Raw genomic sequence first — 24981 nt, forward strand, 5'->3', positions numbered from 1 at the left:
GCGTGCATCTTGACGTTGCGTCAATGTCAACGCTGCGGCATGCCGAGAAGAACCAACGCCCTACGCACAGCAATGCCGCCCACGGATTCCGTGGACGGCATTGCTCACTGTGTCGGGTGGTCGAGCTCTATTCGGCGCTGCCGCTGCTCGGGAACCAGTCACGCAGGAAGCTCGACTCGATGACCTGGGCACCGAGATCGGGAGTCCAGACGATCGCACCACCGGTGAAGATCCGGAATTTGCCACGCTCGTCCGGAAGCATCAGTTCGGGTCCGACGGGCGTGCCGAGGATGCCGTCGACCCCGCCGAGTTCGAGGTACTTCGACTGGATCTCCGAGCTGTCACCGGTCTCGAACCGCAGGGCTCCGACCTCGGTGTCGATCTCCGGTGCCGGCGTGGGCGGCGGCACCGCCGCTTCGGTACCTTCCTGCACGCTGAACCAGTCGGACCGCAATCCGAGCTTGGCACGCGCCTCGGCACCGGTGGTTTCGATGGTCCGGTCGGAGCCGATCACGCGCACCTGAGTAGCGCGGCCTCCCGCGTCACCGAGGTTGTTGCGGGCGATGACCTCGATGTTCTGGAGTTCGCCGACGCCGAATGCCGTACCGATCTCGCCGGCGGTGATCGTCTTCGCCCACTGCCGGTTGGGTGCGACCTTGTCTCCGAGGTCCTCGACCGGCGGGAAGGTGCCGCCCGCGCTGTATCCGCCGGTCGATGCGGAGAACTCACTGCGGACCACCGCGCCGTCCTTCATCAGCGCTTGACCGCGGGTGGTGCGAACGGCGTCATCGGTACGGGGATCCTCCGTCCCCGAACCTCCGTACACCTGGCAGCTCGTCGTGTCGCAGGTCTGCCACTTCTCGTCACGCTTCTCCGCGAGTGCGTACGAGCGGGCTGCGATCGCCTGCGCGCGCAATGCTTCGGCTCCGCCTGTGTCGGCCCAGCCCGGCACGGCCTCGGCCGGGACGACGCTCCGCAGGTAGTCCTCGACGTTCAGGCGGTTGACAGTGCGTGCGGCATCTCCTTCGAGCACCACACCGATCGCGCCGCGGTAGGTGGTGTCGCCCGAGCACAGTTTGAGGTGCTCGTCCTTGGGGCGGTCCTCACCGAGATCGACGGGGTCGACCCACGGCAGATCCGTGGCGCCCTGCCACAGCACGTCACCACTGCACCCGGCGGTGACCACGACGTTCGCGCCGCCGTCGGCGTTCGGGGTGAGGTGGGCGGCTTCGCCGGGGCCGACCTGGCGGCCCGCAACGGTGAGCCCGGCATCGGAGTAGACGTCGAGGCTGTGGTCGTCGAGACCCATGAGACGCACGGCGATCGCGGAGTCCGGGACGGTGCCCAGGGTGGTGCCACCGTAGTAATGGCCGACGATGCGCTCGGCCGTCCAACCCTCCTGCGCGTAACCGTAGGCACCCCACTGGCCCATGCCACGCCCGTGTCCGTGGCCTTGACCGCTGAAAGTGAAGGGGGTGTCGGCAGAGACGGCCTGCCGGACCTCGGGATCCTCCGATCCGCCGCTCACGAGAACGCCGACGACAGCCCCGGCCAGCAAAGCCGGCGCGATGCCGATCACAGCGGCACGTGTCGCGGTCGGGCGCCATCCGTTGCGCAGCGGCCGACCGAGGACGACACGCCGTCTACGAATTTTTCCTCTGCGCCGAATCGACTGTCGTGCCATGCGCTGTGCTCCCTTGTTCTCGCATTTCCGCTGATCACGCGGACGGTCGTCCATGTGATCGCCCGCTCTCACGGATCGGACATCTCGAGACCGATGCTCAAGCTCAGGTTGAGGGTTATGGTTTGCTGTGTCTAGTGTGACAAGAGTGGCGAGGTATCGCAACAAATGTCACAACAGCAACAATGGCATCACAAGTTGCCTTCATCAGCGGGCCGTTCCGGCACGGATAGGGCTCGAGGATGTTGGATTTCGACCAGTGATATCGACCGTCCGAACCCGCGCACACCAACAGGGAGTAGCAAACAGTGCCGCATCGCCGCCCGAAGCCGTCGATCGTCCTGGGTGCCGTCGCCGCCCTGGCCGTCGCAACACCTTTCGCGGTGTCCGGCTTCACCAGTGACCAGACCGAGATCCGTCGAACCAGCGATTCCGTCGAAGCCGTCGCGCCCACGATCGCCGAAGTAGTGCTCGCGTCGGTACCCGACCTCGTGATCCCACTCGAAGAACTGACCGGGCTCAACCTGCCCGACATGAGCCTCAAGGAGATCGTTCAGGGCCTCCCGCAGATCTCGACGGCACCCGACCCCAACGGTGGACCGATCGGCCCCGTGGGCGCAGTCGTCAAGGAACTCACCCAGGACACGCCCTTCAGCCTCATCGCCCTCACGGCAAGCGACATCGCCGACACCGACGCGATGATCCGCGCGCAGAACGAGGACGGCACGTGGCGTCCGTGGGCTGCGACCGAACCGATCGACAGCGCCCGCAACGACTCCGCCGAAGACACACGCAGCGGCACCGAGCCGATCTTCGTCGGTGCGACCAAGGCCGTGCAGGTCCTGCTGACCCCGCGGCCGGGTCCGGAGCCGAACCTCGCCGGCGCCGAAGCGCCGCCGGAGGCAGCGCCTACACCGGCCGCTCCCGAGGCTCCGGCTGCTCCCGAGACTCCGGCCGCTCCCGCACCCGCTGAAGCGCCCGCACCCGTGCCCGCTGAAGCACCGGCCCCCGTCGCGGCACCCGCGGACGACGCGCCCGAACTCGGTTACGTGCCTGCGTCGTCGTCACGCCCGCTGCACGGCCAAGACCCGGCCCAGGCCCTCGCCGACAGCGTCAGCGCTGTGCTCATCGATCCGGGCACCAGCCCCGCCGATGCCACCCTCGAAGACATCGCGGGCCCGGTGGGCGACTCCGGTCTCAAGGTCATCACCCGCTCGCAGTGGGGCGCCGACGAATCGATCCGGTGCGAAGAACCCACCTACGACGACTCGCTGGGCGGCGCCACCGTCCACCACACCGCGGGAAGCAACGACTACTCCAAGGCGGAATCCGCCGAGATCGTCCGCGCGATCTACGCGTACCACGCGCAGACGCTCGGCTGGTGCGACGTGGGATACAACGTGCTCGTCGACAAGTACGGCCAGGTCTTCGAAGGTCGCGCCGGCGGTCTCGACCGCAACGTGCAGGGCGCCCACGCCGGCGGCTTCAACGAGAACACGATGGGTATCGCCATGATGGGAGACTTCTCGTCGGCGACACCGCCCGAGGCGACCGTCAACGCCGTGGGCAAGTTCCTCGGCTGGCGACTCGCGAAGGCCGGCCTCGATCCCAAGGGTCGCACCACGATGTACTCCGAGGGCACCTCGTTCACCCCGTACCCGCGTGGCGCGGCCGTCGACCTGCCGATCATCTTCGCGCACCGCGACGTCGGCAGCACCAGTTGCCCCGGCGACGGCGGATACGCCCAGATGGACAAGATCCGCAACATCGCCGCGGACGCAGCGAAGGGCACGAGCCCGAGCACCGATCTCGCGACGGACAACCCGCCGGCAGCGCGCGGTGCAGTACCCGATACAGATGCCGGGACACCGGCGACCGGGTCGGCCGAGAACGTCCAGAACCTCGTGCAGGAACTGATCCGTCTCGCCGACAATCATCCGTTGGCCCAGAAGTGGATCGCCGAAGGCGGCGAGACCGGACGTCTGGGTACGGCCATGACATCGATCCTTCCCGCCAGGGGTGGATTCGAGAGCGCCCAGTTCATCAACGGGGCCATCTACACCTCACCCAACGGCGGTGTGTGGACGGTGCTCGGCGAGATCTACAAGGCGTGGCAGAAGTCCGGCCTCGACGCTGGTGAGCTGGGGTTGCCCACCAGCGACGAGTACCGGGTGCCGGACGGTTGGCGGTCGGACTTCGAGTTCGGTTCGCTGATCTTCAACGAGGTCACCGGTGTCGTCACGAAGGTGCTCCGCGCCTACAACGACGCCTACGAGGAGTCGATGCAGGAACCTGCGGCCGCGCCGGGTCCTGCACCGGCACCGGAAGCCGCGCCGGCACCCGAACCGGTGCCTGCAGGCTGACCTTCGATCACCGGCGGATACGAGTCACTGCCACCAGCGTTCGAGGATGCGGGCAACCCCGTCCTCGACGTTGGTGGCAGTGACTTCGTCTGCCACCGATTTGGCCTCGGGATGCGCGTTCTCCATCGCGACACCGTGACGCGCCATCGACAGCATCGGAATGTCGTTGGGCATGTCACCGAATGCGACGAGATGATCGACCGTCACCCCGAGATGCCGAGCAACTTCCTGCAGCCCCGACGCCTTCGTGATGCCCGCCGCGGAGATCTCGACGAGGCCGTTGTCGGTCGAGTACGTCAGGTCGACGAGACCGTGGAGTTCCGGCAGGAGCACCTCGGCCATCTCGGCGCTACTGACGCCCGGCTGCCGGATCAGCAACTTGATGGCCGGCTCGGCGATCACGTCGTGCTCGGCAAGTTCGGTGTTGTCCGGATTGAGCCATGCGTGCTCGTAACCCGGTGAACTCACGAACTGGGGTGTCGCTGCATCGTGTGCGCTGGCCCCGATCCGTTCGGCGGCGAGGCCGCTTCCCGGTAGCACGGTGGCCGCGAGGTCGGAGAGCCACGACAACTCGTCCGTGCCGAGCACCGCGGCGCTGAGTACCCGGTCGGTGGCGCTGTCGTAGAGGACCGCGCCGTTTGCGCACACCGCCAGCGGCGCGTAGCGGAGTTGCTCGACCACCGGCGCGATCCACCGCGGCGGGCGACCGGTCGCGAGGACGAACGGGGTCCCGGAATCGATCACCGCGTGCACTGCACTGCGGGTGCGGTCGGAAATCCGTTCCGTATCGTCGATCAGGGTGCCGTCGACATCGGTCGCGACAAGACTCGGACGCTGAGGGCTCACTCCGTCATTGTGCCGAAGGTCCATTCCCGGTCGCGCCCGGCTCTCCCCCACTGTTTCCACCGGCCTCACGTCGGGCACGTTCCTGCTCTTTGCGGGCACGACGTTCCGCCGCGACGCGAGCGTCCTCGAGGTTCGCTTCCTCGAGGCTCGGGGCCGAACCACCGAGCCGCTTCGGCACCCAGTAGGCGCCCTGCTCGTGGCGATACTTCTCCTGGGCTTCCTGCAGCATCTGCTCCATGGTGGTGTGCAGCTGTGCGGTCATCTCGGAGGCAGGCTCGTACGGCTCGATCGGAGCCCCGACGATGATGGTGATCGGGGTGTTCGTTCGACCGAGTCGCTTCGGATGTCCCTTGGTCCACACCCGCTGCGACCCCCACAGCACCATCGGGACGACGGGCACGCCGGCTTCGAGTGCCATCCGCGCCGCGCCGGACCTGAAGTCCTTGAGTTCGAAACTGCGGCTGATCGTCTCCTCTGGGAACACACCGACGAGATCACCCCTGCGAAGTGCCTCGACCGCAAGCCGATACGAGTCGCCGGCATCGCCGCGGTCGACGGGGATGTGCTTCATGGCGCGCATCATCGGCCCGGAGATCTTGTTGTCGAAGACTTCCTTCTTCGCCATGAACCGGATGTACCGCTTGGTTTCGCGCGCGGGAATGCCCGCGTAGGTGAAGTCCATGTAGCCCGTGTGGTTCATCGCGACGACCGCACCCCCGGTCGCCGGGATGTGTTCCGCCCCTGAAATCGTGAATTTCAGGCCTTGCGCTGCGAACAGTGTGCGTGCCACGCCGATAATGGTCCGGTAGAAGGGTTCCACGTCGGTTAGCGTAGCCGGGTCCACCGCATCGGACCGACCGCGATCGACATCAGGGGCGAGAGTATTGACCAGCACCACCAGAAAATCCCGTCTGTTCGTCGTTGCAGGCGCGGCTGTCGCACTGGCCTTGACCGCGACGGGATGTGCCGGCGACGGGCAGTCCGGCATCCCCACCGAGGCCCCCGAACCGCCCGCAGTGTCCTCGTCGGGCACCGAGGGCGACGCAGGTGACGGGACGGCCGCCCCGGCTGCACCGGCAGAGGTCGCCCCGGCTGCGGTCACGGTCGGCGACGTGCCCGGCAACGCCGCAGCCGGCACGGCACTGCAGGCGTGGACGAACGATCTGCTGGCGGGTAGCGACGTGACCGGCAGGTGCTGGACGATCGCGCCCGAACGGGCCGAGGAGATGTACACCGACGTCGACGCGATCAGCACTGCGGTGCAGCAGCCCGGACTCGACGGCCAGTTCGCGGTGACGTGGTCCGCGGACGGCACCGACGTATCGGTGCTGCGCAGTGAGATTTCTTCCGGCTACGCCTGCCCCTACGTCCACCCGACCGGCGACTCCGACATCTACACCGATGACGACGCCATCTACGCGGTGGAGCGGTTCCTCGGACGCGCCGCGGGCGATCCGGTGGCCCCGGAAGACACCGAGGACGACTATCCCCTGATCTGCCCCGGGATGGGAATCTGGGATCCGTGGGGCACCGGAAACCCGGGCGTGCCGCCGTTGTCGACCGATCCGGACATCCTCGACGGCGTGACGACCTTCGACGCGGATTCGGCGACCTTCGCTCCTGTCGACGACGTCTACGGGACTGTGACGATCCCGGTCGTCGAGGACGGAACAGCTCGTGACCTGGTTGTCTACGTCACAATCGCATCGAACGGATACTGCCTGGGCGCAGTGGACTGATCGGCTCCGCCTACCCTGGAGACCACGTCGGCCAGCTTCGTCAGGAGGCAACGCAGTGCAGATCACCAGCGTCGGACACGCAGGGTTCCATATCCGGACCGAAGCCGGGTCCATCCTGTGCGACCCCTGGGTCAACCCCGCCTACTTCGCGTCGTGGGTGCCGTTTCCCGACAACACCGGACTCGACTGGGAAGCGCTCGGCAACGTCGACTACCTGTACGTGTCGCACCTGCACAAGGATCACTTCGATCCGGGCACGCTGAGCAAGCACGTCAGCAAGGACGCGACGGTGCTGCTGCCGGACTATCCGGTGCCGGATCTGCGGCGTGAACTCGAGGCACTGGGCTTCACCAAGTTCTTCGAGACCACCGACTCCGTCAAGCATCGGATCTCGGCTGCCGGAATTGAGGTCGCTCCGCAGGCTCCGCTCCGGCCGGGCGAGCTCGACATCATGATCATCGCAATGCGTGCCCCTGCCGACGGACCGATCGGCGACTCCGGCCTGGTCGTCTCCGACGGCGAGACCACCGTGTTCAACATGAACGACGCGCGCCCGATCGACATGGATCCGATGCACGAGGCGTTCGGCCACATCGACATCCACCTGCTGCAGTACTCCGGTGCCATCTGGTACCCGATGGTCTACGACATCCCGAAGAAGACCAAGGCCAACTTCGGTAAACAGAAGCGCCAGCGCGGGATGGACCGCTGCCGCAGTTACATCGAGCAGGTCGGCGCCACCTGGATCGTGCCGTCGGCCGGGCCTCCGGTGTTCCTCGACGACGATCTGCGCGACCTCAACGACGACCACGGCGACGAGGGGAACATCTTCCCCGATCAGCACGTGTTCCTCGAGCAGCTGCGCATCCACGGGCGCGACGGTGGCCTGCTGATGATTCCGGGGTCGACCGTGGATCTGGCCGGCAAGGATCAGATGGCACTCACGCATCCGATCCCGGACGAGCAGGTCGATGCGATCTTCACCGACAAGGCCGCGTACATCGAGGACATGGCACAGCGGTTCGCGCCGATCATCGCAGCGGAGAAGGCCACGTGGGCACCCGCCGAGGGTGAGCCGTTGCTGCCCGCGCTGAAGGCGAAGTTCGAGCCGATCATGGCGCAGTCCGACCTGATCTGCGACGGCATCGGTTACCCCGTGGGTCTGGTCATGGGCTCGGGCGACGACGCCGAGACCGTCGTGCTGGATTTCCCGAAGCGGGTCGTGCGCGAGCCCATCGAGGGAGAAGGCAAGTACCGCTACGGATTCCGCATCGCACCGGAGCTGGTGCGGACGGTCCTGCGCGACGACGAACCCGACTGGGTCAACACGATCTTCCTGTCCACCCGCTTCACGGCGTGGCGCATCGGCGGGTACAACGAGTTCCTGTACACGTTCTTCAAGTGCCTCACCGATGAGCGAATCGCCTACGCGGACGGCTGGTTCGCCGAGGCACACGACGACACGGCGTCGATCGAGCTGGGCGGCTACGAGATTCAGCGTCGCTGCCCGCACCTGAAGGCAGATCTGTCGAAGTTCGGCGTGGTCGACGGCACCACCCTCACCTGCAACCTCCACGGCTGGCAGTGGGATCTCGAGTCCGGCCGCTGCAAGACGTCGAAGGGTCACGAACTGCGCAGCAGCAGACTCTGACACCGGTGCGTGGTTCCGGTAGCTCCAGCTACCGGAACCACGCACGATCTGCTCAGGTTAGGCTTGCCTCCCATTTGTTGGTCATCGAGGAGGTCCACATGAGATTCGGTCGGATTGCCGTCTCACTCGCCGCGGTCCCGCTGCTGTTCGTCGCAGCATGTTCGTCGGGTTCGTCGGACGCTGCGTCGTCGGCCGACGACGCAGCGGCGGTCACGGTGGGCCACCTCTTCGGCGAGACCACGGTCGAGAGCGCGCCCGAGCGAGTGGTCACCCTGTCGGTGTCCGACAACGACGCAGCCCTCGCGTCAGGTGTCGTTCCGGTCGCGATGGCCCAGTCGGTGGTCAAGCCGGTCATGCCCTGGACCGAAGGAGCGATCACGGAACTCGGCCGCGAGGTCCCACCGCTGCTCGACTTCGGCACCGAGGTCCCGGTCGAGGAGGTCGCGTCCTACGAGCCCGATCTGATCCTCGCGACCGGTCTCGAGCTCACCGACACCGTGTACGAGCAGCTCGCAGCCATCGCTCCCACCCTGGCCCGCGCCGAAGCCGAGCAGGCCGACACGTGGGCCGAGCAGTCCCAACGCGTCTCCGAGCTGTTCGGCACCCGCGAGGACATCGACGCCCGGATCGAGGCCACCGAATCCGAACTAGAGGCCGCCGCCGAACGCAATCCGGAACTGAACGGCGCCACGTACGTCGTGTCCCTGCTGCACTCCGCCGATCAGGCAGGTCTGCTCACCGGACCGGACTCTGCCACGAGTCAGCTGCTCGGCAGCCTCGGTCTCGTCCCCGCGCCGGAAACCGAGAAGTACGTCGAGGAGGGTAAGGACAACCAGCTCAGCCCCGAGAACCTCCGTCTCCTCGAGGCGGATGTGCTCATCGGTTACTTCCCCGACACCGGTCTGCGCGACACGTACTACGCGATGCCGGTGTTCAGTTCGCTGAACGTGGTCGAGGGCGGGCATCACTACCAGCCGACCGACGAAGAATGGCGCGGTTTCCGCTCGACCAGCCTGCTGAGCATGGCGTGGCTCGGCCAGGAACTGCCCGACAAGATCGCGGCCGCGATCCGCGGAGAGGGCTGATCGGACTTGACCAAGAGCACCACCGTTCCCGCACCCTCGCCGAGGAAGCGACGACCGGCCCCCGATCGTTCCGTCCCCACTCCGGCTGCCGCCCGGGAGTCGCTGCAGAGTGACGGAACGGTGGTCTTCACCTCCGACGGCAGTGACTGGATTGCGACGTTCGCCGTGGGTGACGCCGCACTGCCGCCCTCGACGACCGCCGTCTTCCTCGACGCCAACTGCGTCACCGACCGGAGCCTGATTCCCGCAGGAAGCATGCACCGCGACCCGGACTCACGGTCGTGGATCCTGTCCGTACGGGTCCCGGCCGGTTGGCGCGGCGGGTACACGTTCATTCCGTCGAGCGCACCGCTCACAATTCCGGAAGGTGACGAGAACCAGCGGGACTGGTGGATCGACTTCCGCCGCAGCGCCATCGGATCCTTCGAAGCCGCTGCCCCCGACGCCGAGCCGCAGCGACTCCGGACGGGTGCGCTTCCGGAAGGCATCCTCACGACCGAGACGGTGAAATTCGACGGCATCCCGCGTCGAGTCGGCACCTACGTACCGCCCGTGCCGGGTCACGGCACCGTCGTATTGTTCGACGGTGACGAGATCCGCCGTCACCGGGTGCTCGCCGCGTTCGACGATCCCGAGAACGCCCCCGCGCGGGTACTCGTCGTCGACCACGTGAGCGCCGACGGTCAGGCACGCACTGTGCGGGCGTCCGACCTGACCGCCAATCCGCGCTTCCGCGACGATCTCCTCGCGTTCGCGGGTGAGCCCGTGACGGTGGGCGGCTGCTCGTACGGCGGACTCGCGTCGATGTTCTTCGCATTGACCCGACCCGATGCCGTGCGGGGCGCGGCGTGCTTGTCACCGTCGATGTGGTGGCACGACGAGCAGGGCCGCGATGTGCCGACACTCGCGGAGGCAGACAACGGCGGCGACGTGCCCATCCTCAGCGAGGTGGGCTCACTGGAGTGGATGATGCTCGACGAGGTCGCCGCCGCCGCCGATCGACTGGCCGCGGCCGGACACCCGATCCGTTCGGGGACGTTCGCGGGTGGTCACGACTGGGTGCAATGGCGCGAGCGATTGCCTGTGCTGATCACCGAGCTGCTGAACCAATAATTGCTGGTCACACCGTCGCGTCGCTCGGAATCCGTGCCACAGCGGGCCGCGGAGCGAACACGGGCACGAGCAATAGCACCGCGCCGACCGCGATCAGCCCGAACGGCCACCACTGACGGCCCCCGGTGTGCACGGTGGGTTCGGCGGCCTGCGCGGTGCCGCCCTTGGGCAGGGCCTCAGTCGCTTCCCGCACGTTGCCCGAGATGCTCTCTACGACGTTGCTGACCGGTCCGACACCCGCGACGAGCTGGCCGGTGCCGTCGGTCAGTTGCCGGCCACCGTCGTCGAGCAGGATCAGGCCGTCGAGCAGCTGCCGCGATCCGTCCGAGGCCTGGGACATACCTGCGACGAACTGTGCGTTCGGGTCGGTGAGCTCGTAGGCGAGCTGCTGCGCCCCGTCGCGCAGCTGCCCGAGCTGGTCCATGGTGTCGGGCCCGAGGCCCTGGGTGTCCAGCATGCCGACCAGTTCCCGGATCTCCCGCGACGCCGAACGCGACACCGGGTCGCCGGACAGGTCGAGGGTGTCGGCGACGGTCGTGAGCTGCGCGGTGACGCTGCCCTGCATCTCCCCGAAACCGCTGAGCCGGGTGACCACCTCTTCGACGCCGCCACTGATCTGGGAAGCTCCGTCGCCGAGCAGCCCCACACCACCGTGGAGCTGGTCGAGCCCGTCGGCGAGCTGTTGTCCGCCGTTGCGGGCCTGACCGAGTCCGTCGGCGAGTTGCTTGGCGCCGTCGTCGAGCTGACGGCTGCCGTCCGTGAGCTGGCCGACCCCACCGCCGAGGACCGAGAGGGGCAGACTGGCCTGCTGCAGTGTGCTGCGGGCATCGGCGACGCCGTCGCCGACTTCCTGCTCTGCAACGGTCACGGTGGTGTCGGGTGAATCGAGGTAGGCGAAGGCCGATCCGGCACCCACAAGGGCGAGCCCGGACACGGCGGTGATCATGGTGAGCAGACGTGCACGCATGTGCGTCGACGCTAGAACATCCAGCTAAGAGGCTGCTGAGCAGCCCCGACCGGGCAGCCACCGGCCTGCTGCGAAACCCACGACGAGCAGCGGCAACACCGTTGCGACGACCAGTCCGGACAACGGAATCCATGTCGAGCCCACCGCGAACCCCGCGAACACACCCACCGACAGGACCTCGCTCGTCAGCCCCACTACCGAGGTGACCGTCGCGCGAGCGCGCCCCGACATCGTGTCCTGCAACCTGGCCTCGGCGACGATGGCGGTGTTGTGGATTGCGCCGTACCCGAGCCCGATCGCGATGAAGCCGCCGACACCACCGGCGATCGCACCGACGGCGAGGAGAACTGCACCCACGGTCACCACCGCGCCCATCACCCGGCCGCTCATCGAGGCCGTCCGGCCCGCGGTCGCGGCACCGAGCACCTGACCGATCACCGTGAGCGCCACCAGAACCGGCACCTGCTCGACGCGTGCACCGCCCTCCCTCGCGAGTAGGCCGAAGTACTCGTCGAACGCAAGACCGGCGAGCAGAGCGGCAGCGAGCACCACCGCGCGGCGCACCACCTTGTCGGTGCGGACCTCGGCCGTGCCCTCGCGCAGCACCGACACATAACGGCTGAGCACCGGGCCACCGCCGGCATCGTCGGTGTCCCTCGCCCGGGGTGTGGACGGCAATGTCAGGACCAACAGCCCGTTCGCGAGGGTGAGCGCAACGGACAACCATCCGACGAGTGCGTAGCCGCCCAGCCCGAACAGGGGTGCCGCCGACAGGATTGCGACGAACGCGCACACCATCTCGCCGGCATTCGCGTACCCCGAGACCGTTGCGTACCGACGTTCCGCGCCGAGCGCCGCGAGTTCGTCGTAGAGGAGCGCCTCGAATGTGCCCGATTTCAGGGATTCACTGATCCCCCACAGCACGAAGCCCAGCGCAAAACCCCAGACGGTGGGCCAGAGCATCCAGATCGTGAAGGTCGCCGTGAACAGGACGCCGCTGCCGAGAAGCAGACCCCGGCGCGACACCGTATCGGCCCACGCACCCGACGGAACCTCCGACACGAATGCAACAACGGACCACAGCACGAACAGCGACGAAATACTGCCTGTGCTCAGTCCGTGTTCTTCGAACAGAAGCGCATAGAGCCCGTAGAGCGGCACCAACTCGCGGGTGGCCGCGTAGGCGACCGCCCGGACGGACAGCGAGGTCGAACGGCTGGATCAACATCGTCGACGCATGGGTCCAGCATGGCACTACTGCTCGCGTGTGTCACGAACGACGTGACCGTCCGATACCGTCGTCAGTTGTGAGCGAGGACAACGAACTGCACCGGCAACGCACCTACTCGTGGGACGATCCGGCACCGACATCGGCCGCCAACCGCGACATGCAGGGACTCGAGTTCCTGCGCGGACTGATGGACGGCAGCATCCCCCATCACCCCACGTCCCGGACGTTGGGTTTCACCGTCACCGACGCCCGGGAAGGGTTCGTCGAGGTGACCCTGGAGGTGCAGGAGTTCCACGCCAACGCAGTCGGCAGCGTGCACGGCGGGGTGCTCGCCACCTTGTTCGACACTGCAATGGGCTTCTCCGTGTCGAGCACACTCGACGCGGGTGTCGGCTACACGACTCTCGACCTGCAGGTACGTTATCTGCGCGCAGTGCAGCCGGGCCACGTGGTGCGGGTGCAGGGGTTCTGCGAGCACACCGGTCGCCGCACTGCGATCGCGCGCGGTGAAGCTCGCGACGATCAGGGGAAACTGTTGGCCACCGGCTCCACGAGTTGCCTCATCCTGAGCTGAGCACACCCGCCGCCGGTCAGCCGACGGGCTCGAGCACCTCACGCCCGACGAACGGAACGAGCGCTGCCGGAACCTTGACGGAGCCGTCGGCCTGCTGGTGGTTCTCGAGCAACGCAACAAGCCACCGCGTCGTCGCCAACGTCCCGTTGAGGGTCGCGGCAGTCTGCGGCTTGCCGTTCTCGTCGCGGTAACGAACACCGAGACGCCGCGCCTGGAAAGTGGTGCAGTTCGACGTCGACGTCAGCTCGCGGTATCGGTCCTGCGTCGGCACCCATGCTTCGCAGTCGAACTTGCGGGCCGCCGAGGAGCCGAGGTCGCCGCCGGCGACGTCGATGACGCGGTACGGCACGTCGATCGCGGCGAGCATCTCGCGTTCCCACGCCAGCAGCCGCTGGTGCTCCGCGGTCGCTTCCTCGGGCTTGCAGTAGACGAACATCTCGACCTTGTCGAACTGGTGCACGCGGATGATGCCGCGGGTGTCCTTGCCGTAGCTGCCCGCCTCGCGGCGGAAGCACGAGGACCAGCCCGCGTACCGCTTCGGCCCCTTCGACAGATCGAGGATCTCGCCCGAGTGATAGCCCGCCAGCGGTACCTCGGACGTGCCGACCAGGTACAGGTCATCGTCCTCCAGGTGGTACACCTCGTCGGCATGCTGCCCGAGGAAACCGGTCCCACGCATGATCTCGGGGCGCACCAGCACCGGCGGGATCATCATGGTGAAACCGTTGGCCGTGGCCTTCTGCGCAGCGAGCTGGAGCAGACCGAGCTGCAGCAGCGCGCCGTAGCCGGTGAGGAAGTAGAAGCGCGCACCGGAGACCTTGGCGCCGCGCTCCATGTCGATCAGGCCCAGCGACTCACCGAGGGTGAGGTGATCCTTCGGCTCGAAATCGAACGTCGGCAGGTCACCGACCGTTTCGAGAGTGACGAAATCGTCCTCGCCGCCAGCCGGAGCACCTTCCTGGACGATGTTGGAGATCGCCATGTGCGCCAGCTCGAGCGCCTCCTGCGCGGCGTTCTGCGTGGCCTCGAGTTCCTTGACCTCGGCCGCGAGTTCCTTCGCACCGTCGAGCAGCGCTGGCCGCTCCTCCGGGGACGCCTTACCCACCTTCTTGCCCAGCGCCTTCTGCTCGGCGCGGGCGTTGTCGCCCGCCAGCACAGCGGCACGACGGGAGGCATCCGCATCGAGCAGCGCATCGACGAGACCTGGGTCCTCGCCTCGGGTGCGCTGCGAGGCGCGAACGGTGTCGGGATTCTCGCGGAGGAACTTGAGGTCGATCACGAAGGTGAAGCCTACCTTTGCCAGAGCTGCAGGTAGTCCTCACGCCCGAACATCTGCGCCGCGTCCACCGCGGTGGGGTGCCCGCCCAGCGGATCCGCGCCCGCCTCGGTGAGCATCCGCACGACCTCTTCCTCGCCCTTGAAGACCGCGCCGGCGAGCGGAGTCTGGCCGCGGTCGTTCGCGCGGTTCACGTCCGCGCCGTTGTCGATGAGGACGCGGACGGCAGCGGCGTTCCCTCGGTAGGAGGCGAGCATGACAAGGGTGTCGCCGGCTCCGTTCGTCAGGTTCGCGGGGACACCTGCCTCGATATACGTCGACAAAGTCTCGCTGTCGCCTGCGCGCGCTGCGTCGAAGCAACGCTGCGCGATCTCCTGGATGCGGGGATCGATCTGGTCGTCGGCCATGAACCGACGTTACCCGGAGAGACCGGGCCAGGGCATGATGGAAGGCGATGGCCGAAGACAAGAAGAAGAAGCCGGTACGGCGTCCACCGTCAGCGACGCTGACGCGACGCGCGTTGGTGTTCGTAGCTGCAGGCGCGGTCCTCGCCGCGATCGCGACGTTCGTCGTCGCGGGCTTCGAAGGCACCGACGCCACCGACGGAAGCAACAGCGGCGCGTCCCCGTCGACCGGCGCCGTCGCCGGTGAAGCGTTCGGTACCTCCACCAGCGGGGATTGTTTGAGCTGGACTGCGCTCGATGCGAGCGACCTCACGCAGGTGGACTGCGAGCAGTCCCATCTGTTCGAGGTGGTCCAGGACATCGACCTGAGCGTGTTTCCCGGCGCCGAGTGGGGTCCGGGGTCGCGTTTCCCGTCGGTGATGCGGTTCACCGAACTCCGCGACGAGCAATGCGCGCCTGCGGCGATGGACTACCTGGGCGGCCACTTCGATCCGCACGGCAAATTCAGCATCGGACTGATCAATCCCGGTGAAGCCGGCTGGGCCGCCGGCGAACGCACATTGCGCTGTGGACTGCAGTTCTCGTCGACCACGGGCAATCTGCTGCCCATCAAGGGCCCGGTCGCCGACCAGGACCAGTCGCGCGCGTGGGACGTGGGCCTGTGCATCGGCATCAACAACGGCGTCCCGGCCGATCCCGTCGAATGCTCGAAGCCGCACGCATTCGAAGTGGTGGCGACAGTGGACCTCTCCGAGAACTTCCCGGGCGGACTGCCGAGCGTCGAGGACCAGGACGCCTACCTCGAGCGGACCTGCACGGAGCGGGTCAACGAGTACCTGAACGACCCGGACGGATTACGGAGCAAGACGCTCACACTGTTCTGGGACAACGTGAACTTCGACAGTTGGCTGGCGGGAAGCCGCAAGGTCAACTGCTCGGTCGGCAAGCAGGTCGACGGTGGCGGCTTCGCCTCCATCACGGGCAGCGCGAAGGGCGACATCCTCATCGACGGCCAGCCGCCGGTTCCGCCGCCGCCGCAGCCCGAGGGCCGGTCGCTCCCCACACCACTCCCCGGTGCTGCTCCCCTGCCGGGGGCGTGAATCGATGGTGAAGATGAGCGACGAGCGCTTCGAGGGACTCGTCTCGGATGCGCTCGACGAGATTCCCTCGGAACTCACGCGGGCGATCGACAACGTGGTGGTGCTCGTCGAGCCGCGGCACGAGGACGAGCCGGATCTGTTGGGTCTCTACCACGGGATCGCACTGACCGAACGCGACAGTCATTACGCCGGGTCGCTACCCGACACGATCACGATCTACCGCGACGCGATCCTCGACATCTGCGACACCGACGACGACGTGGTGCACGAAGTCGCGGTGACGGTCGTTCACGAGATTGCGCATTATTTCGGAATCGAAGAGGAGCGCCTCCACCAGCTGGGCTGGGGGTAGGCGCTCGGACTCCTACGAGGTCGTATCGAGGTCAGACGCGAGCGGGCGTGTTCCGCTCGACCTCGGCGTTCTTCTTGTCCGAGGCCAGGAGGAAGTGCGGGCCGACGGTCGATGCCACGAGCAGGAGCAGGCAGCAGGCGACGACGACGGCAACACAAGCGACCACGATGACCATGCCGATCAGTTCCAACATGCCCGATTACCTCCACACTCGACGTAACAGTGAAGTGCAGTGAACACGGCACTCCGACGTTCACCTTAACCGCCGGCCCCGGCACCGCGGAGACCGGCGTCGGAACGCCACGATTTCCGGTCGATCACCCGAAGTTCTACGCTCAGCGCATTCGGGGTCCGAACTGAGAGGGAGAGCGTCTACGTAAACCTGATACTTCCTGTCACCTACATGCCAGGCGGTCCAGATCCACGTCCCTCATGGCTACCCGAAACATCCTGCGACACCGCGGGCTCGACCGTGCCCCACACCGACGCTTCAGACGCAGGACAAGACTTCACCTCGTTCACCCCCTCAGAGGCCGACGGGGTCGGAACACTACGGCGGACACGCCGATGCCGCGGCCTCCCGGGTGTCGGACCGGTCTTGTCCCGGCACTTGCGCACCGGAGCATGCTCGATGGTCCGGATCTCCAGACCCCCAGCACGGGTGCGGACCGCAGCACCTCGGCCGAGGAGAGCACGCTTGGCGAGGTTCACCCCCGCCACACGATCACGATTCCCACCCAGTCGACACGACTCGCACCACGCAGTGTGATAGCCACCCGGGCGGGCCAGTTCCTCGTTGCAGCCCGGACATAACGCCGACGACCCCTTCGCCGGCACCGTCACCACCACCGCACCCACCCGAGCGGCGGTATGAGCCAGCGCGTCGGCGGCTTTACGGCGCGCGGACTGCGCCGCCCGAGTGTTGTTCACCCGGCCCCGCCCACGCGGTTCGAGACTCGCGAGATCTTCGACCGCGATCACCGTCGCATCGGCGGCGACCGCGTAGTCGGTGACCTGACGAGCGAAATGAAACGCCAACTCCCGATTGATCTTCCCGCGCTTGACACCGACCGCAGTGCGGTTCGCCTCGAGCACCGCGATCGTCGCGTCCAACTCCGCCCGCAGCTGCGGCGGAGCATTCTCAGCGAGCCGAGTCAGGCGGGCGGCCTTGCGATGCAGGAATTGGCCTTCGGTCTGCAACCGGGCCAGCTTGATACCCAGTCCGCGGTCGTCGTAGGTGTAACCCCGAAAATCGGAGACCAGCCCATCGCCGGTGTCGGTGACGATCGCGGCAGCGCCGAGAGTCGACGGTGACCAGTCCACCCCCACCGCCACGGTCGCGGTACTCAGTTCGCTGGTGGGGACGGCTTCGGTGGCAGCACACTGCAGCAACAGACCTCGACCGTCGAGGGCCAGAGTCGGCAGATGCCACGCAGTAATCGGGCGGCCGTGCAAGTGAGGTGGAAGAACGGCGGTCAACCGCACCGCCCGCCAGTGCGCTCGCCTGGCGGGGGTCGCTGTGGTCGGGAGCTTCACCGTCAACACCATCGTGTCGGCGGTGACGGTGAGCTCGGCGAGTTGCCGATCGGCGGCAGCGAGGCGGGCCATCGGGCTGACCTGCGGTGGAGCCTGAATGTCGGTGATCCGCAGCCGCGTGGACTGTGTCTCCTCCGCAGACGCCGAGGTACCGGGTCGCGCGTTGCTCGAGATGTCCTGACCCACAGCCGCGTCCGAGCGGCCGATACAGGCGACCAATTGCCGCCGCACACCGCGGGCGAACCCCGGCGGCACAGACAGCTCCCCACTCGCCGGCGGGGCGATACGTCCGGTGGCGGGATCGAACCGGGCCGACAGCGACGCGATCGCCGTGTCGCGGTAGGTCAAGGTCCGTAGCGTCGCGGTGGCGTGTGCGGTGACCACCCGCGACACCCGCGACGGCACATAACACCCGTCGGGGTAGGTGGGGGTCCAGCCGAGGCGAGCGGCGACGACGTGCCCGTGTTTCGGCAGTGCCCGGCCGCCGCTGTCGCGACCGGCAGCGAGAATGTCGAAAGTGTCGGGGTGCCACAGCCTGGTGAGTAGTTCTGTTTCGGCACTGGTGATCAGGTCGAGCAGCCACCCGACGCGAACATCGAGGTCGCCGAGTCCGATCGGTTCACCGCTGGTGTCGTCGACCGCCGCATGGGGGCGGGTGGTGAACGAGAACCGGCGTCGCTCGGCCAGTTCGGTGCCGGTCATCACACCCCTCCTTTTCCGCCCGAGTGCGGGCAGCACCGATGGGTGCCGCACGTGTTCCTTTCCGGCGGTGCCGGTGTCAGGTCTCGGCGGTGACGATAACGCGGGCCACCGACATGCTCTGTTCGGTCCGTGCCGCAGCATCGTTCTGGGGTGTGCACTGCGGGTCGTTTCGTGGTTGTCGGGTCCGGTCGAAGATTCGCTTCGTCGAGGATGCGGAGATCGGAGCCGGTACAGCAAGCAGTGACCCGGGGCTCCGCCGCGGTGTGTGAGGATCTGCGCTACGCAGGATGTCGAGGTATTCCACGGTCTCCTCGCGTGGCGGATGAGGTGGAAGGAAGTGTCCGTGAGTGTGAGGGAGTACCAGATTTCTCGTCGACTGTTGTGAGCCTGTGAGTCTGCCACCTGTCCTGCAAGACCGGCTTCGTCTGCCGCTCGTGGCGTCGCCGATGTTCATCGTGTCGAACCCGGACCTGGTCATCGCACAGTGCACTTCGGGCATCGTCGGCTCGTTCCCTTCGCTGAACGCGCGACCCCAGTCGCAGCTGCGTGAATGGCTCACCCGAATCACCGAGGAGCTCGCCAAGCACGATGCGAACAATCCGGACATGCCGTCGGCTCCGTACGCGGTGAATCTGATCGTGCACCGGTCCAACGACCGTCTCGAGCAGGATCTCGCGACAGTTGTCGAGTTCGAGGTACCGATCGTCATCACCTCGCTCGGTGCGCGCACCGACGTCTACGACGCCGTGCACTCGTACGGCGGCATCGTGCTGCACGATGTCATCGACAACCGCTTCGCACGGAAGGCGATCGAGAAGGGCGCCGACGGCCTGATCGCGGTCGCCGCGGGCGCGGGCGGGCACGCCGGTACCCAGGCGCCGTTCGCTCTGCTCCAGGAGATCCGAGAGTGGTTCGACGGGCCGCTGCTGCTCTCGGGGTCGATCGCACACGGCAACGCGATCCTCGCGGCGCAGGCAGCCGGTGCTGATCTTGCGTATGCCGGGTCCGTGTTCATCGCCACCGACGAGGCGAACGCCGTTGACGGCTACAAACAGATGCTCGTGGACTCCACCGCATCGGACATCGTCTACTCGAATCTGTTCACCGGGGTGCACGGAAACTACCTGCGCGGCAGCATCGAGGCCGCGGGCCTCGACCCTGATCACCTCGCCGAGTCGGATCCGTCGGCAATGAGCTTCGGCTCGGACGACAGCGCCAAGGCGTGGCGTGACGTGTGGGGCGCCGGCCAGGGTGTGGGCGCGATCGACTCGGTGGTGCCCGCGGCAGACGTCGTCGCGCGCCTGAGCGCCGAGTACGCGGGGGCCCGCCGACGCTTGTCGCTCTAGCAATCCTCGGTCACGACACCATCTTCTGCGAGTAGCGATCGCGCAGCAGCCGCTTGTACAGCTTGCCTGTGGCATGACGAGGCAACTCGTCGACGAAATCGATCCGACGCGGGCATTTGTAGGTCGACAGCTTCGCCCGGAGGAACGCGAGCAGTTCTTCCTCGAGCGCACTGCCGCTCTGCACGCCCGGTGCCGGCTGCACGACCGCGTGCACGACTTCACCGAGTTCGTCGTGTGGGATCCCGAACACCGCGGCATCGGCGACCTTCGGATGTACGACGAGTACGTCTTCCGATTCCCGCGGGTAGATGTTGACACCACCCGACAGGATGAGATCGGCTCGCCGATCCGACAGGTAGAGGTACCCATCCTCGTCGAGATAGCCGAGGTCGCCCACCGTCGTCCAACCGATCTCGTTGCGGGCTGCCGCGGTCTTCTCCGGATCGTTCAGATACTCGAACATCAGCCCGCCGTCCGACCAGATCGTGCCGGACTCCCCCGGTGGAAGTTCCTCCCCCGACTCGTCGAGGATGTGTGCGATACCCAGGATCGATCGCCCCACCGATCCCGGGTGGGCCAGCCACTCGTGCGAATCCAGAGCGGTGAACAGGCTGTTCTCTGTCGACGAGTAGTACTCGTGGATGATCGGTCCGAGCCAGTCGATCATGGCTCGCTTGGTGTCCGGCGGACACGGCGCTGCAGCGTGGATGACCACTTGCAGCGACGAGACATCGAATGCGGTTCGTTGCGCCTCCGAGAGTTTGAGCATCCGGATGAACATGGTGGGCACCATCTGAGTGTGGGTCACCCGGTAGCGCTCGACGAGTTCGAGCGCCTTTTCCGGGTCGAACCGCTCCATCACGATTGCGGTGCCTCCGTACCGATGCACGGTCATGGTGAAACGTAGTGGCGCAGCGTGATACAGAGGTGCTGGGGACAGGTACACGCTGTCTCGACCGATCCCCCACTGGGCGTGCAACAGGCCGGCCACACCCGGCGGTGTCCCGAGCGGGTGCAGCGGCAGGTCTGCCACGACACCCTTGGGTCGACCCGTGGTTCCGGACGAATACAGCAGATCCACTCCCTCGCGCTCGTCCGGAACCACTGTCGACGGAACGGAGTCCGATTCGATCGCCAGATTCGCGAATCCCCGGGCAGCCTCGTCCACGGTGAAGCGATGCTGCACTCCCGGTGTCAGGTCCGCGGCATCTGCTGCCGCGTCGAGATGGCGGCCGCTGGTGAACAGCGCGTGTGCTCCGGAATCTCTCAGGATGTATGCGATTTCATCCGGCAGTAGACGCGTCGACAGAGTGACGTAGCGCAGTCCGATGCGCTGTGCCGCCCACGCGATCTTCGGAAACGACGCACTGTTCTCCATCAACACAGCCACACAGTCGCCGTGTCGAAGACCTTTGGACCACAACATTTTTGCAATACTTCGCGAGTCGACGACGAGTTCGCCGTAGGTCACGACGGCACCGGTGTCCGCCATGATGTACGCGGGACGACCGGGGTCGGCCTCAGCGTGGGTATCCGGGAATTCCAGCATCTTTCTACTCCTGGTCGTGTCGGGTCAGGCTGCGTCCACGGACTCGTGCGGCCGGGAATACCTCCGCACGATTGCGATCAGGCACAGCAGTCCGATCGCGGCGGAGAGGGCAAGGAATACGCCCACCTTCCACGCATTGCCGGCCTCGCCATTGATGAGCAACACCATGACCATCGGAGCGAAGCCACCGATGATCGCCGAGATCTGGTAGCCGAGTGATGCTCCGGAGAAGCGCACCTCGGGCGGGAACAGCTCCGAGAACAACGTTCCCTGTGTTCCTGTCTGGAGCGACATCGCGACGACGCCGACGATCACCGCAACCGCGAACGGCCACACCTTGCCCGGCCCGGACGCTCCGATCAGCAGCCACATCGGCAGGCCCCACACCATCATGGCGACGGTACCCGCACCGAAGACGAGCTTGCGACCGATACGGTCCGACAGGTGACCGAACAACGGCACCAACGGAATCTGGAGAAGGCATGCGATGAGGATGAACGTGAGCACGGTCGAGCGGCCGAGGCCGAGATAGGTCGTCGCGTACTGCACCGAACCGGTGATCATCGTGTAGAAGAAGATGACACCGATCGCGTTCGAACCCGCAGCCATGAGTACCGTGCCCGGATTCTTGCGCAGCACTTCGACGATCGGAGAGCGACGAGCGGACGGAGCTCCCTCGAGTTTCGCGGCGATCTTCTTGAACTCCGGGGTCTCTTCCAGGTAGCGATGGATCGCGAACGCCACCGGCAGCATGATGAGGCTGATCCAGAACGGGATGCGCCAGCCCCACGACAGGAACGAGTCCTGGGCCACGGTTGCGGTGAGTACCAGGAAGACGACGTTGCCGAGGACGACGCCGATCGGGACTCCGAGCTGGGCGAAACTGCCGAAGAATCCGCGACGATTCGCGGGGGCGTTCTCCGTGGCCAGCAGGACTGCGCCGCCCCACTGAGCGCCGACCGCCAATCCCTGGCAGACGCGCAGGGTGACCAAGAGCATCGGTGCAAGCCAGACGATCTCGGTGTTCGGCACGAAACCGATCAGCGACGTCGCGACCGCCATGAGCACCACGGCGGTCACGAGCACGGGTTTACGCCCGATTTTGTCACCGAAGTGCCCGGCGAGGATACCGCCGATGGGCCGCGCGATGAATCCGACCGCGACGGTCGCGAATGAGTTCACTGCCGAGACGACTTCGTTGCCCGTAGCGAAGAAGGTCACGTTGAATACGAGCGCAGCGGCCGTCGAATAGATGAAGAAATCGTACCATTCGAGCGACGTCGAGATCGCGGCTGCAACCGCGGCGCGTCCGGCACGAGGGGCCGGACCCGCCGGTGCACCGAGAGGTTGTTCGTGGGTTTGTATTTCGGACATCGTAGGTCCTCGTTTTCGAACCAGGGGAAGTGGGAGGGGTGGGAGCGTCAGTGTTCGCCGGTCATCGTCGAACCTCTCGAATGACCGGTGTGGCAGTGAATTCGGCACGCGCGAGCGAACGCCGGTGCACCTGATCGGGGCCGTCGGCGATCTGAAGGAATCTGGCCTGCGAGTACAGCATGGCGAGTGGAGTGTCCTCGGACAATCCGGCACCGCCGAAGATCTGCATTGCTTCGTCGATGATCCACTTGGCCGTCGACGGCACCATGACCTTTGCAGCAGCAATGTCGTGGCGGGCCGCTTTGGGGCCCTCGACATCCATTCTCCATGCCGCGCGCAGCACCATCAGACGTGCTGCGTCGACCTTGATCCGAGCGTCGGCGATCGTCGCTTGCACGACGCCTTCGTCTGCGAGAGGCCTGCCGAATGCGACCCGAGTGCGCGCGCGTTCGGTCGTCAGCGCGATCGCCCGCTCGGCCATGCCGATCAGGCGCATGCAGTGATGGATGCGGCCCGGACCGAGGCGGGCCTGGGCGACCGCGAAACCCTTGCCACGCGGACCGAGCAGGTTCGCTTTCGGAACCCGAACGCGGTCGTAGACGATCTCGCCGTGACCACCTTCGTGCCGGTCGTCGAATCCGAGGACCGTGGTGGAGCGTTCGATTCTCACGCCGGGGGCATCGGTGGGTACCAGCACGATCGAGTGACGCGAGCCGGCCGGAGCATCGGGATCGGTGACCCCCATGACCATTGCGACCCGGTTGTCTTCGCGCAGCGCGGCAGTGGTCCACCATTTTCTGCCGGTGAGCACCCAGTCGTCGCCGTCCTCGGCGATGTCGAGCCGCACGTTGGAGGCATCCGAGCTCGCGACATCGGGTTCGGCCATCGAGAAGCAGGAGCGGATCTCGCCCGCGAGGAGCGGTGCGAGCCACCGCTGCTTCTGATTCTCGGTGCCGTAGCGGGCGAGCAATTCCATATTGCCGGTGTCCGGCGCGTTGCAGTTCAGTGCTTCGGGAGCGAGCTGCGGACTCCAGCCCGTGAGTTCGGCGAGCGGCGCGTACTCGAGGTTGGTCAGGCCGGCGCCACCACCCTCCGGCAGGAAGAGATTCCACAGTCCCCGCCGCTTGGCCGTAGCCTTGAGGTCCGCCATGATCGGCGGCGCACCCCAGAAGTCGGGCTTGCTCGCGAGCTGTTGCGCCGCAATCGTCTCGGCAGGAAGGACTCGGTCCTGCACGAACTCGGCCAGCTTCTCCCGCAGCTCGTCGACCTTCGGACTGTATGCGAAATCCATTGTGCTGTCTCCGATCGGTGTGTGCGCCTATTGGCGAAGTTCATGGAGCGACGACGTCTCGGCGAGCTCGAGCGCGCGCTGCAGCAGCGGCCCGACCATGTCCGCGATACCCTCGAAGCCCTCGCCGACGGTGTCTCCCTGCAGATGTCGAGCGTGGATTCCCTCGAGGATGACCGCAATCTTGAGGTCGGCGAACACGGTGTACCAGTCGATTTCGGGGAGTTCGATCCCGCGCCGGGTCGCGTAACGCTCGACGAGCTCCCCTCTGGTAGGAAAGCCGTCGAGGGTCGCGAGACCTTTCGTGACAGGGTTGAACGGTAGGCCGGGCACATCCCAGAAACTGAGCATGACGCCTACGTCGGCGAGAGTGTCGCCCAGAGTCGCCATCTCCCAGTCCAGTACGGCGACGATGCTCGCCGGGTCTTCGTGAGCGACCAGCACGTTGTCGAGCTTGACGTCGCCGTGCACGATGCCAGGGAATCGAGTGCGGGGCAGCGCTCTGCTCAGTTTGCCGAGCAGAGCGGACACCTCCGAACGCTCCGAGGTCTTGGACGAGGCCCACTGCCTCTCCCAGCGATTCAGCTGACGCTCGAGATACCCTTCCGGCCTGCCGAATTCGCTCAGACCGACCGACGCGGGATCGATGTCGTGTAGATCGGCCAGCGTGTCCGCGAGATCGAGACCGAGACGGTGACGCTGCCCGGAAGTGAGGGCCTCGGCCTGCGAGACAGTACCGACGGATCCGCCGTCGACGAGCTCCATGAGGTAGAACGGTGCGCCGAGGACATGCACGTCCTCCGG

21 protein-coding genes and 1 pseudogene are annotated in these 24981 nt (G+C 66.4%); 9 read left to right on the forward strand and 13 right to left on the reverse strand.

Going from position 1 to position 24981, the window contains the following annotated elements:
• Positions 1–127: 127 nt before the first annotated feature.
• Positions 128–1684: a SpoIID/LytB domain-containing protein gene (locus ACZ46K_RS03340; protein ID WP_464746656.1), complete on the reverse strand. Its 1557-nt coding sequence runs from the start codon at positions 1682–1684 to the stop codon at positions 128–130.
• A gap of 305 nt (positions 1685–1989) precedes the next feature.
• Here ACZ46K_RS03340 and ACZ46K_RS03345 point away from each other — a divergent pair, with 305 nt between their 5' ends.
• Entirely contained in the window at positions 1990–4044 is a 2055-nt protein-coding gene (locus tag ACZ46K_RS03345) for an N-acetylmuramoyl-L-alanine amidase (protein ID WP_464746658.1), read from the forward strand.
• A 24-nt stretch (positions 4045–4068) separates the two neighbouring features.
• Here the strand turns inward: ACZ46K_RS03345 and ACZ46K_RS03350 are convergent, their stop codons facing one another.
• The gene (locus tag ACZ46K_RS03350; RefSeq protein ID WP_054810851.1) at positions 4069–4890 is read right to left on the reverse strand and encodes an HAD family hydrolase; all 822 of its coding nucleotides are present in this window, start codon (positions 4888–4890) and stop codon (positions 4069–4071) included.
• Positions 4891–4894: 4 nt separating this feature from the next.
• Positions 4895–5710 carry a 1-acyl-sn-glycerol-3-phosphate acyltransferase gene (locus ACZ46K_RS03355; protein ID WP_054807761.1) on the reverse strand — a complete coding sequence of 272 codons (816 nt, stop codon included), beginning with the start codon at positions 5708–5710 and terminating at the stop codon, positions 4895–4897.
• A 64-nt stretch (positions 5711–5774) separates the two neighbouring features.
• Here ACZ46K_RS03355 and ACZ46K_RS03360 point away from each other — a divergent pair, with 64 nt between their 5' ends.
• The 4 genes from ACZ46K_RS03360 (at position 5775) to ACZ46K_RS03375 (ending at position 10478) form a co-directional block, all read left to right on the forward strand.
• Positions 5775–6629, forward strand: coding sequence for a hypothetical protein (locus ACZ46K_RS03360; protein WP_464746660.1), 855 nt, complete (start codon positions 5775–5777; stop codon positions 6627–6629).
• A gap of 55 nt (positions 6630–6684) precedes the next feature.
• On the forward strand, positions 6685–8280 hold the full coding sequence (locus ACZ46K_RS03365) for a Rieske 2Fe-2S domain-containing protein (protein ID WP_464746662.1): 1596 nt from the start codon (positions 6685–6687) through the stop codon (positions 8278–8280).
• A 98-nt stretch (positions 8281–8378) separates the two neighbouring features.
• On the forward strand, positions 8379–9365 hold the full coding sequence (locus tag ACZ46K_RS03370; protein WP_464746664.1) for an ABC transporter substrate-binding protein: 987 nt from the start codon (positions 8379–8381) through the stop codon (positions 9363–9365).
• A gap of 6 nt (positions 9366–9371) precedes the next feature.
• Positions 9372–10478 carry an alpha/beta hydrolase-fold protein gene (locus ACZ46K_RS03375; protein ID WP_464746666.1) on the forward strand — a complete coding sequence of 369 codons (1107 nt, stop codon included), beginning with the start codon at positions 9372–9374 and terminating at the stop codon, positions 10476–10478.
• A 7-nt stretch (positions 10479–10485) separates the two neighbouring features.
• Here ACZ46K_RS03375 and ACZ46K_RS03380 read toward each other — a convergent pair whose 3' ends face one another.
• Together ACZ46K_RS03380 and ACZ46K_RS03385 are read right to left on the reverse strand one after the other, a co-directional pair.
• On the reverse strand, positions 10486–11445 hold the full coding sequence (locus ACZ46K_RS03380) for a hypothetical protein (protein WP_464746668.1): 960 nt from the start codon (positions 11443–11445) through the stop codon (positions 10486–10488).
• 24 nt (positions 11446–11469) lie between these two features.
• Positions 11470–12606, reverse strand: a complete 1137-nt coding sequence (locus ACZ46K_RS03385; RefSeq protein WP_464746670.1) for an MFS transporter — start codon at positions 12604–12606, stop codon at positions 11470–11472.
• A gap of 146 nt (positions 12607–12752) precedes the next feature.
• Here ACZ46K_RS03385 and ACZ46K_RS03390 point away from each other — a divergent pair, with 146 nt between their 5' ends.
• Positions 12753–13250: a PaaI family thioesterase gene (locus tag ACZ46K_RS03390; protein ID WP_054810609.1), complete on the forward strand. Its 498-nt coding sequence runs from the start codon at positions 12753–12755 to the stop codon at positions 13248–13250.
• 16 nt (positions 13251–13266) lie between these two features.
• Here the strand turns inward: ACZ46K_RS03390 and serS are convergent, their stop codons facing one another.
• Both serS and ACZ46K_RS03400 read right to left on the reverse strand, forming a co-directional pair.
• Complete coding sequence (gene serS / locus ACZ46K_RS03395) at positions 13267–14529, reverse strand: serine--tRNA ligase (RefSeq protein WP_464746673.1); 1263 nt, start codon at positions 14527–14529, stop codon at positions 13267–13269.
• Between the two features lie 11 nt (positions 14530–14540).
• Positions 14541–14933, reverse strand: coding sequence for an ankyrin repeat domain-containing protein (locus ACZ46K_RS03400; protein WP_054810610.1), 393 nt, complete (start codon positions 14931–14933; stop codon positions 14541–14543).
• A 47-nt stretch (positions 14934–14980) separates the two neighbouring features.
• Here ACZ46K_RS03400 and ACZ46K_RS03405 point away from each other — a divergent pair, with 47 nt between their 5' ends.
• The gene (locus ACZ46K_RS03405) at positions 14981–16030 is read left to right on the forward strand and encodes a septum formation family protein (RefSeq protein WP_464746675.1); all 1050 of its coding nucleotides are present in this window, start codon (positions 14981–14983) and stop codon (positions 16028–16030) included.
• 13 nt (positions 16031–16043) lie between these two features.
• Positions 16044–16382: a metallopeptidase family protein gene (locus ACZ46K_RS03410; protein WP_054807857.1), complete on the forward strand. Its 339-nt coding sequence runs from the start codon at positions 16044–16046 to the stop codon at positions 16380–16382.
• A 31-nt stretch (positions 16383–16413) separates the two neighbouring features.
• Here the strand turns inward: ACZ46K_RS03410 and ACZ46K_RS03415 are convergent, their stop codons facing one another.
• Together ACZ46K_RS03415 and ACZ46K_RS03420 are read right to left on the reverse strand one after the other, a co-directional pair.
• Positions 16414–16575, reverse strand: coding sequence for a hypothetical protein (locus ACZ46K_RS03415; protein WP_464746677.1), 162 nt, complete (start codon positions 16573–16575; stop codon positions 16414–16416).
• 206 nt (positions 16576–16781) lie between these two features.
• Positions 16782–18620, reverse strand: coding sequence for a zinc ribbon domain-containing protein (locus ACZ46K_RS03420; protein ID WP_464746679.1), 1839 nt, complete (start codon positions 18618–18620; stop codon positions 16782–16784).
• Positions 18621–19009: 389 nt separating this feature from the next.
• Between ACZ46K_RS03420 and ACZ46K_RS03425 the strand changes: the two genes are divergently transcribed.
• Positions 19010–19966 carry an NAD(P)H-dependent flavin oxidoreductase gene (locus tag ACZ46K_RS03425; protein ID WP_464746681.1) on the forward strand — a complete coding sequence of 319 codons (957 nt, stop codon included), beginning with the start codon at positions 19010–19012 and terminating at the stop codon, positions 19964–19966.
• Between the two features lie 10 nt (positions 19967–19976).
• On the opposite strand, the gene ACZ46K_RS03430 is transcribed toward ACZ46K_RS03425, so the two are convergent.
• From ACZ46K_RS03430 to ACZ46K_RS03445, 4 genes and pseudogenes are all read right to left on the reverse strand, one after another.
• Positions 19977–21515 carry an AMP-binding protein gene (locus ACZ46K_RS03430; protein ID WP_054810823.1) on the reverse strand — a complete coding sequence of 513 codons (1539 nt, stop codon included), beginning with the start codon at positions 21513–21515 and terminating at the stop codon, positions 19977–19979.
• Positions 21516–21539: 24 nt separating this feature from the next.
• On the reverse strand, positions 21540–22889 hold the full coding sequence (locus ACZ46K_RS03435; RefSeq protein ID WP_054807191.1) for an MFS transporter: 1350 nt from the start codon (positions 22887–22889) through the stop codon (positions 21540–21542).
• Between the two features lie 61 nt (positions 22890–22950).
• The gene (locus ACZ46K_RS03440) at positions 22951–24180 is read right to left on the reverse strand and encodes an acyl-CoA dehydrogenase family protein (protein ID WP_054807192.1); all 1230 of its coding nucleotides are present in this window, start codon (positions 24178–24180) and stop codon (positions 22951–22953) included.
• A 27-nt stretch (positions 24181–24207) separates the two neighbouring features.
• Positions 24208–24978: pseudogene (locus ACZ46K_RS03445) on the reverse strand (phosphotransferase family protein); the annotation flags it as partial.
• Positions 24979–24981 lie beyond the last annotated feature (3 nt).

It is taken from the genome of Rhodococcus sp. JCM 9793, from assembly GCF_055380405.1.

Coding starts and splice junctions, on each gene's coding strand:
- ACZ46K_RS03340 (WP_464746656.1), bottom strand. CDS start 1,684: ATGGCACGACAGTCGATTCGGCGCAGAGGAAAAATTCGTAGACGGCGT.
- ACZ46K_RS03370 (WP_464746664.1), top strand. CDS start 8,379: ATGAGATTCGGTCGGATTGCCGTCTCACTCGCCGCGGTCCCGCTGCTG.
- ACZ46K_RS03380 (WP_464746668.1), bottom strand. CDS start 11,445: ATGCGTGCACGTCTGCTCACCATGATCACCGCCGTGTCCGGGCTCGCC.
- ACZ46K_RS03400 (WP_054810610.1), bottom strand. CDS start 14,933: ATGGCCGACGACCAGATCGATCCCCGCATCCAGGAGATCGCGCAGCGT.
- ACZ46K_RS03405 (WP_464746675.1), top strand. CDS start 14,981: ATGGCCGAAGACAAGAAGAAGAAGCCGGTACGGCGTCCACCGTCAGCG.
- ACZ46K_RS03410 (WP_054807857.1), top strand. CDS start 16,044: ATGAGCGACGAGCGCTTCGAGGGACTCGTCTCGGATGCGCTCGACGAG.
- ACZ46K_RS03415 (WP_464746677.1), bottom strand. CDS start 16,575: ATGTTGGAACTGATCGGCATGGTCATCGTGGTCGCTTGTGTTGCCGTC.
- ACZ46K_RS03420 (WP_464746679.1), bottom strand. CDS start 18,620: ATGACCGGCACCGAACTGGCCGAGCGACGCCGGTTCTCGTTCACCACC.
- ACZ46K_RS03430 (WP_054810823.1), bottom strand. CDS start 21,515: ATGCTGGAATTCCCGGATACCCACGCTGAGGCCGACCCCGGTCGTCCC.
- ACZ46K_RS03435 (WP_054807191.1), bottom strand. CDS start 22,889: ATGTCCGAAATACAAACCCACGAACAACCTCTCGGTGCACCGGCGGGT.
- ACZ46K_RS03440 (WP_054807192.1), bottom strand. CDS start 24,180: ATGGATTTCGCATACAGTCCGAAGGTCGACGAGCTGCGGGAGAAGCTG.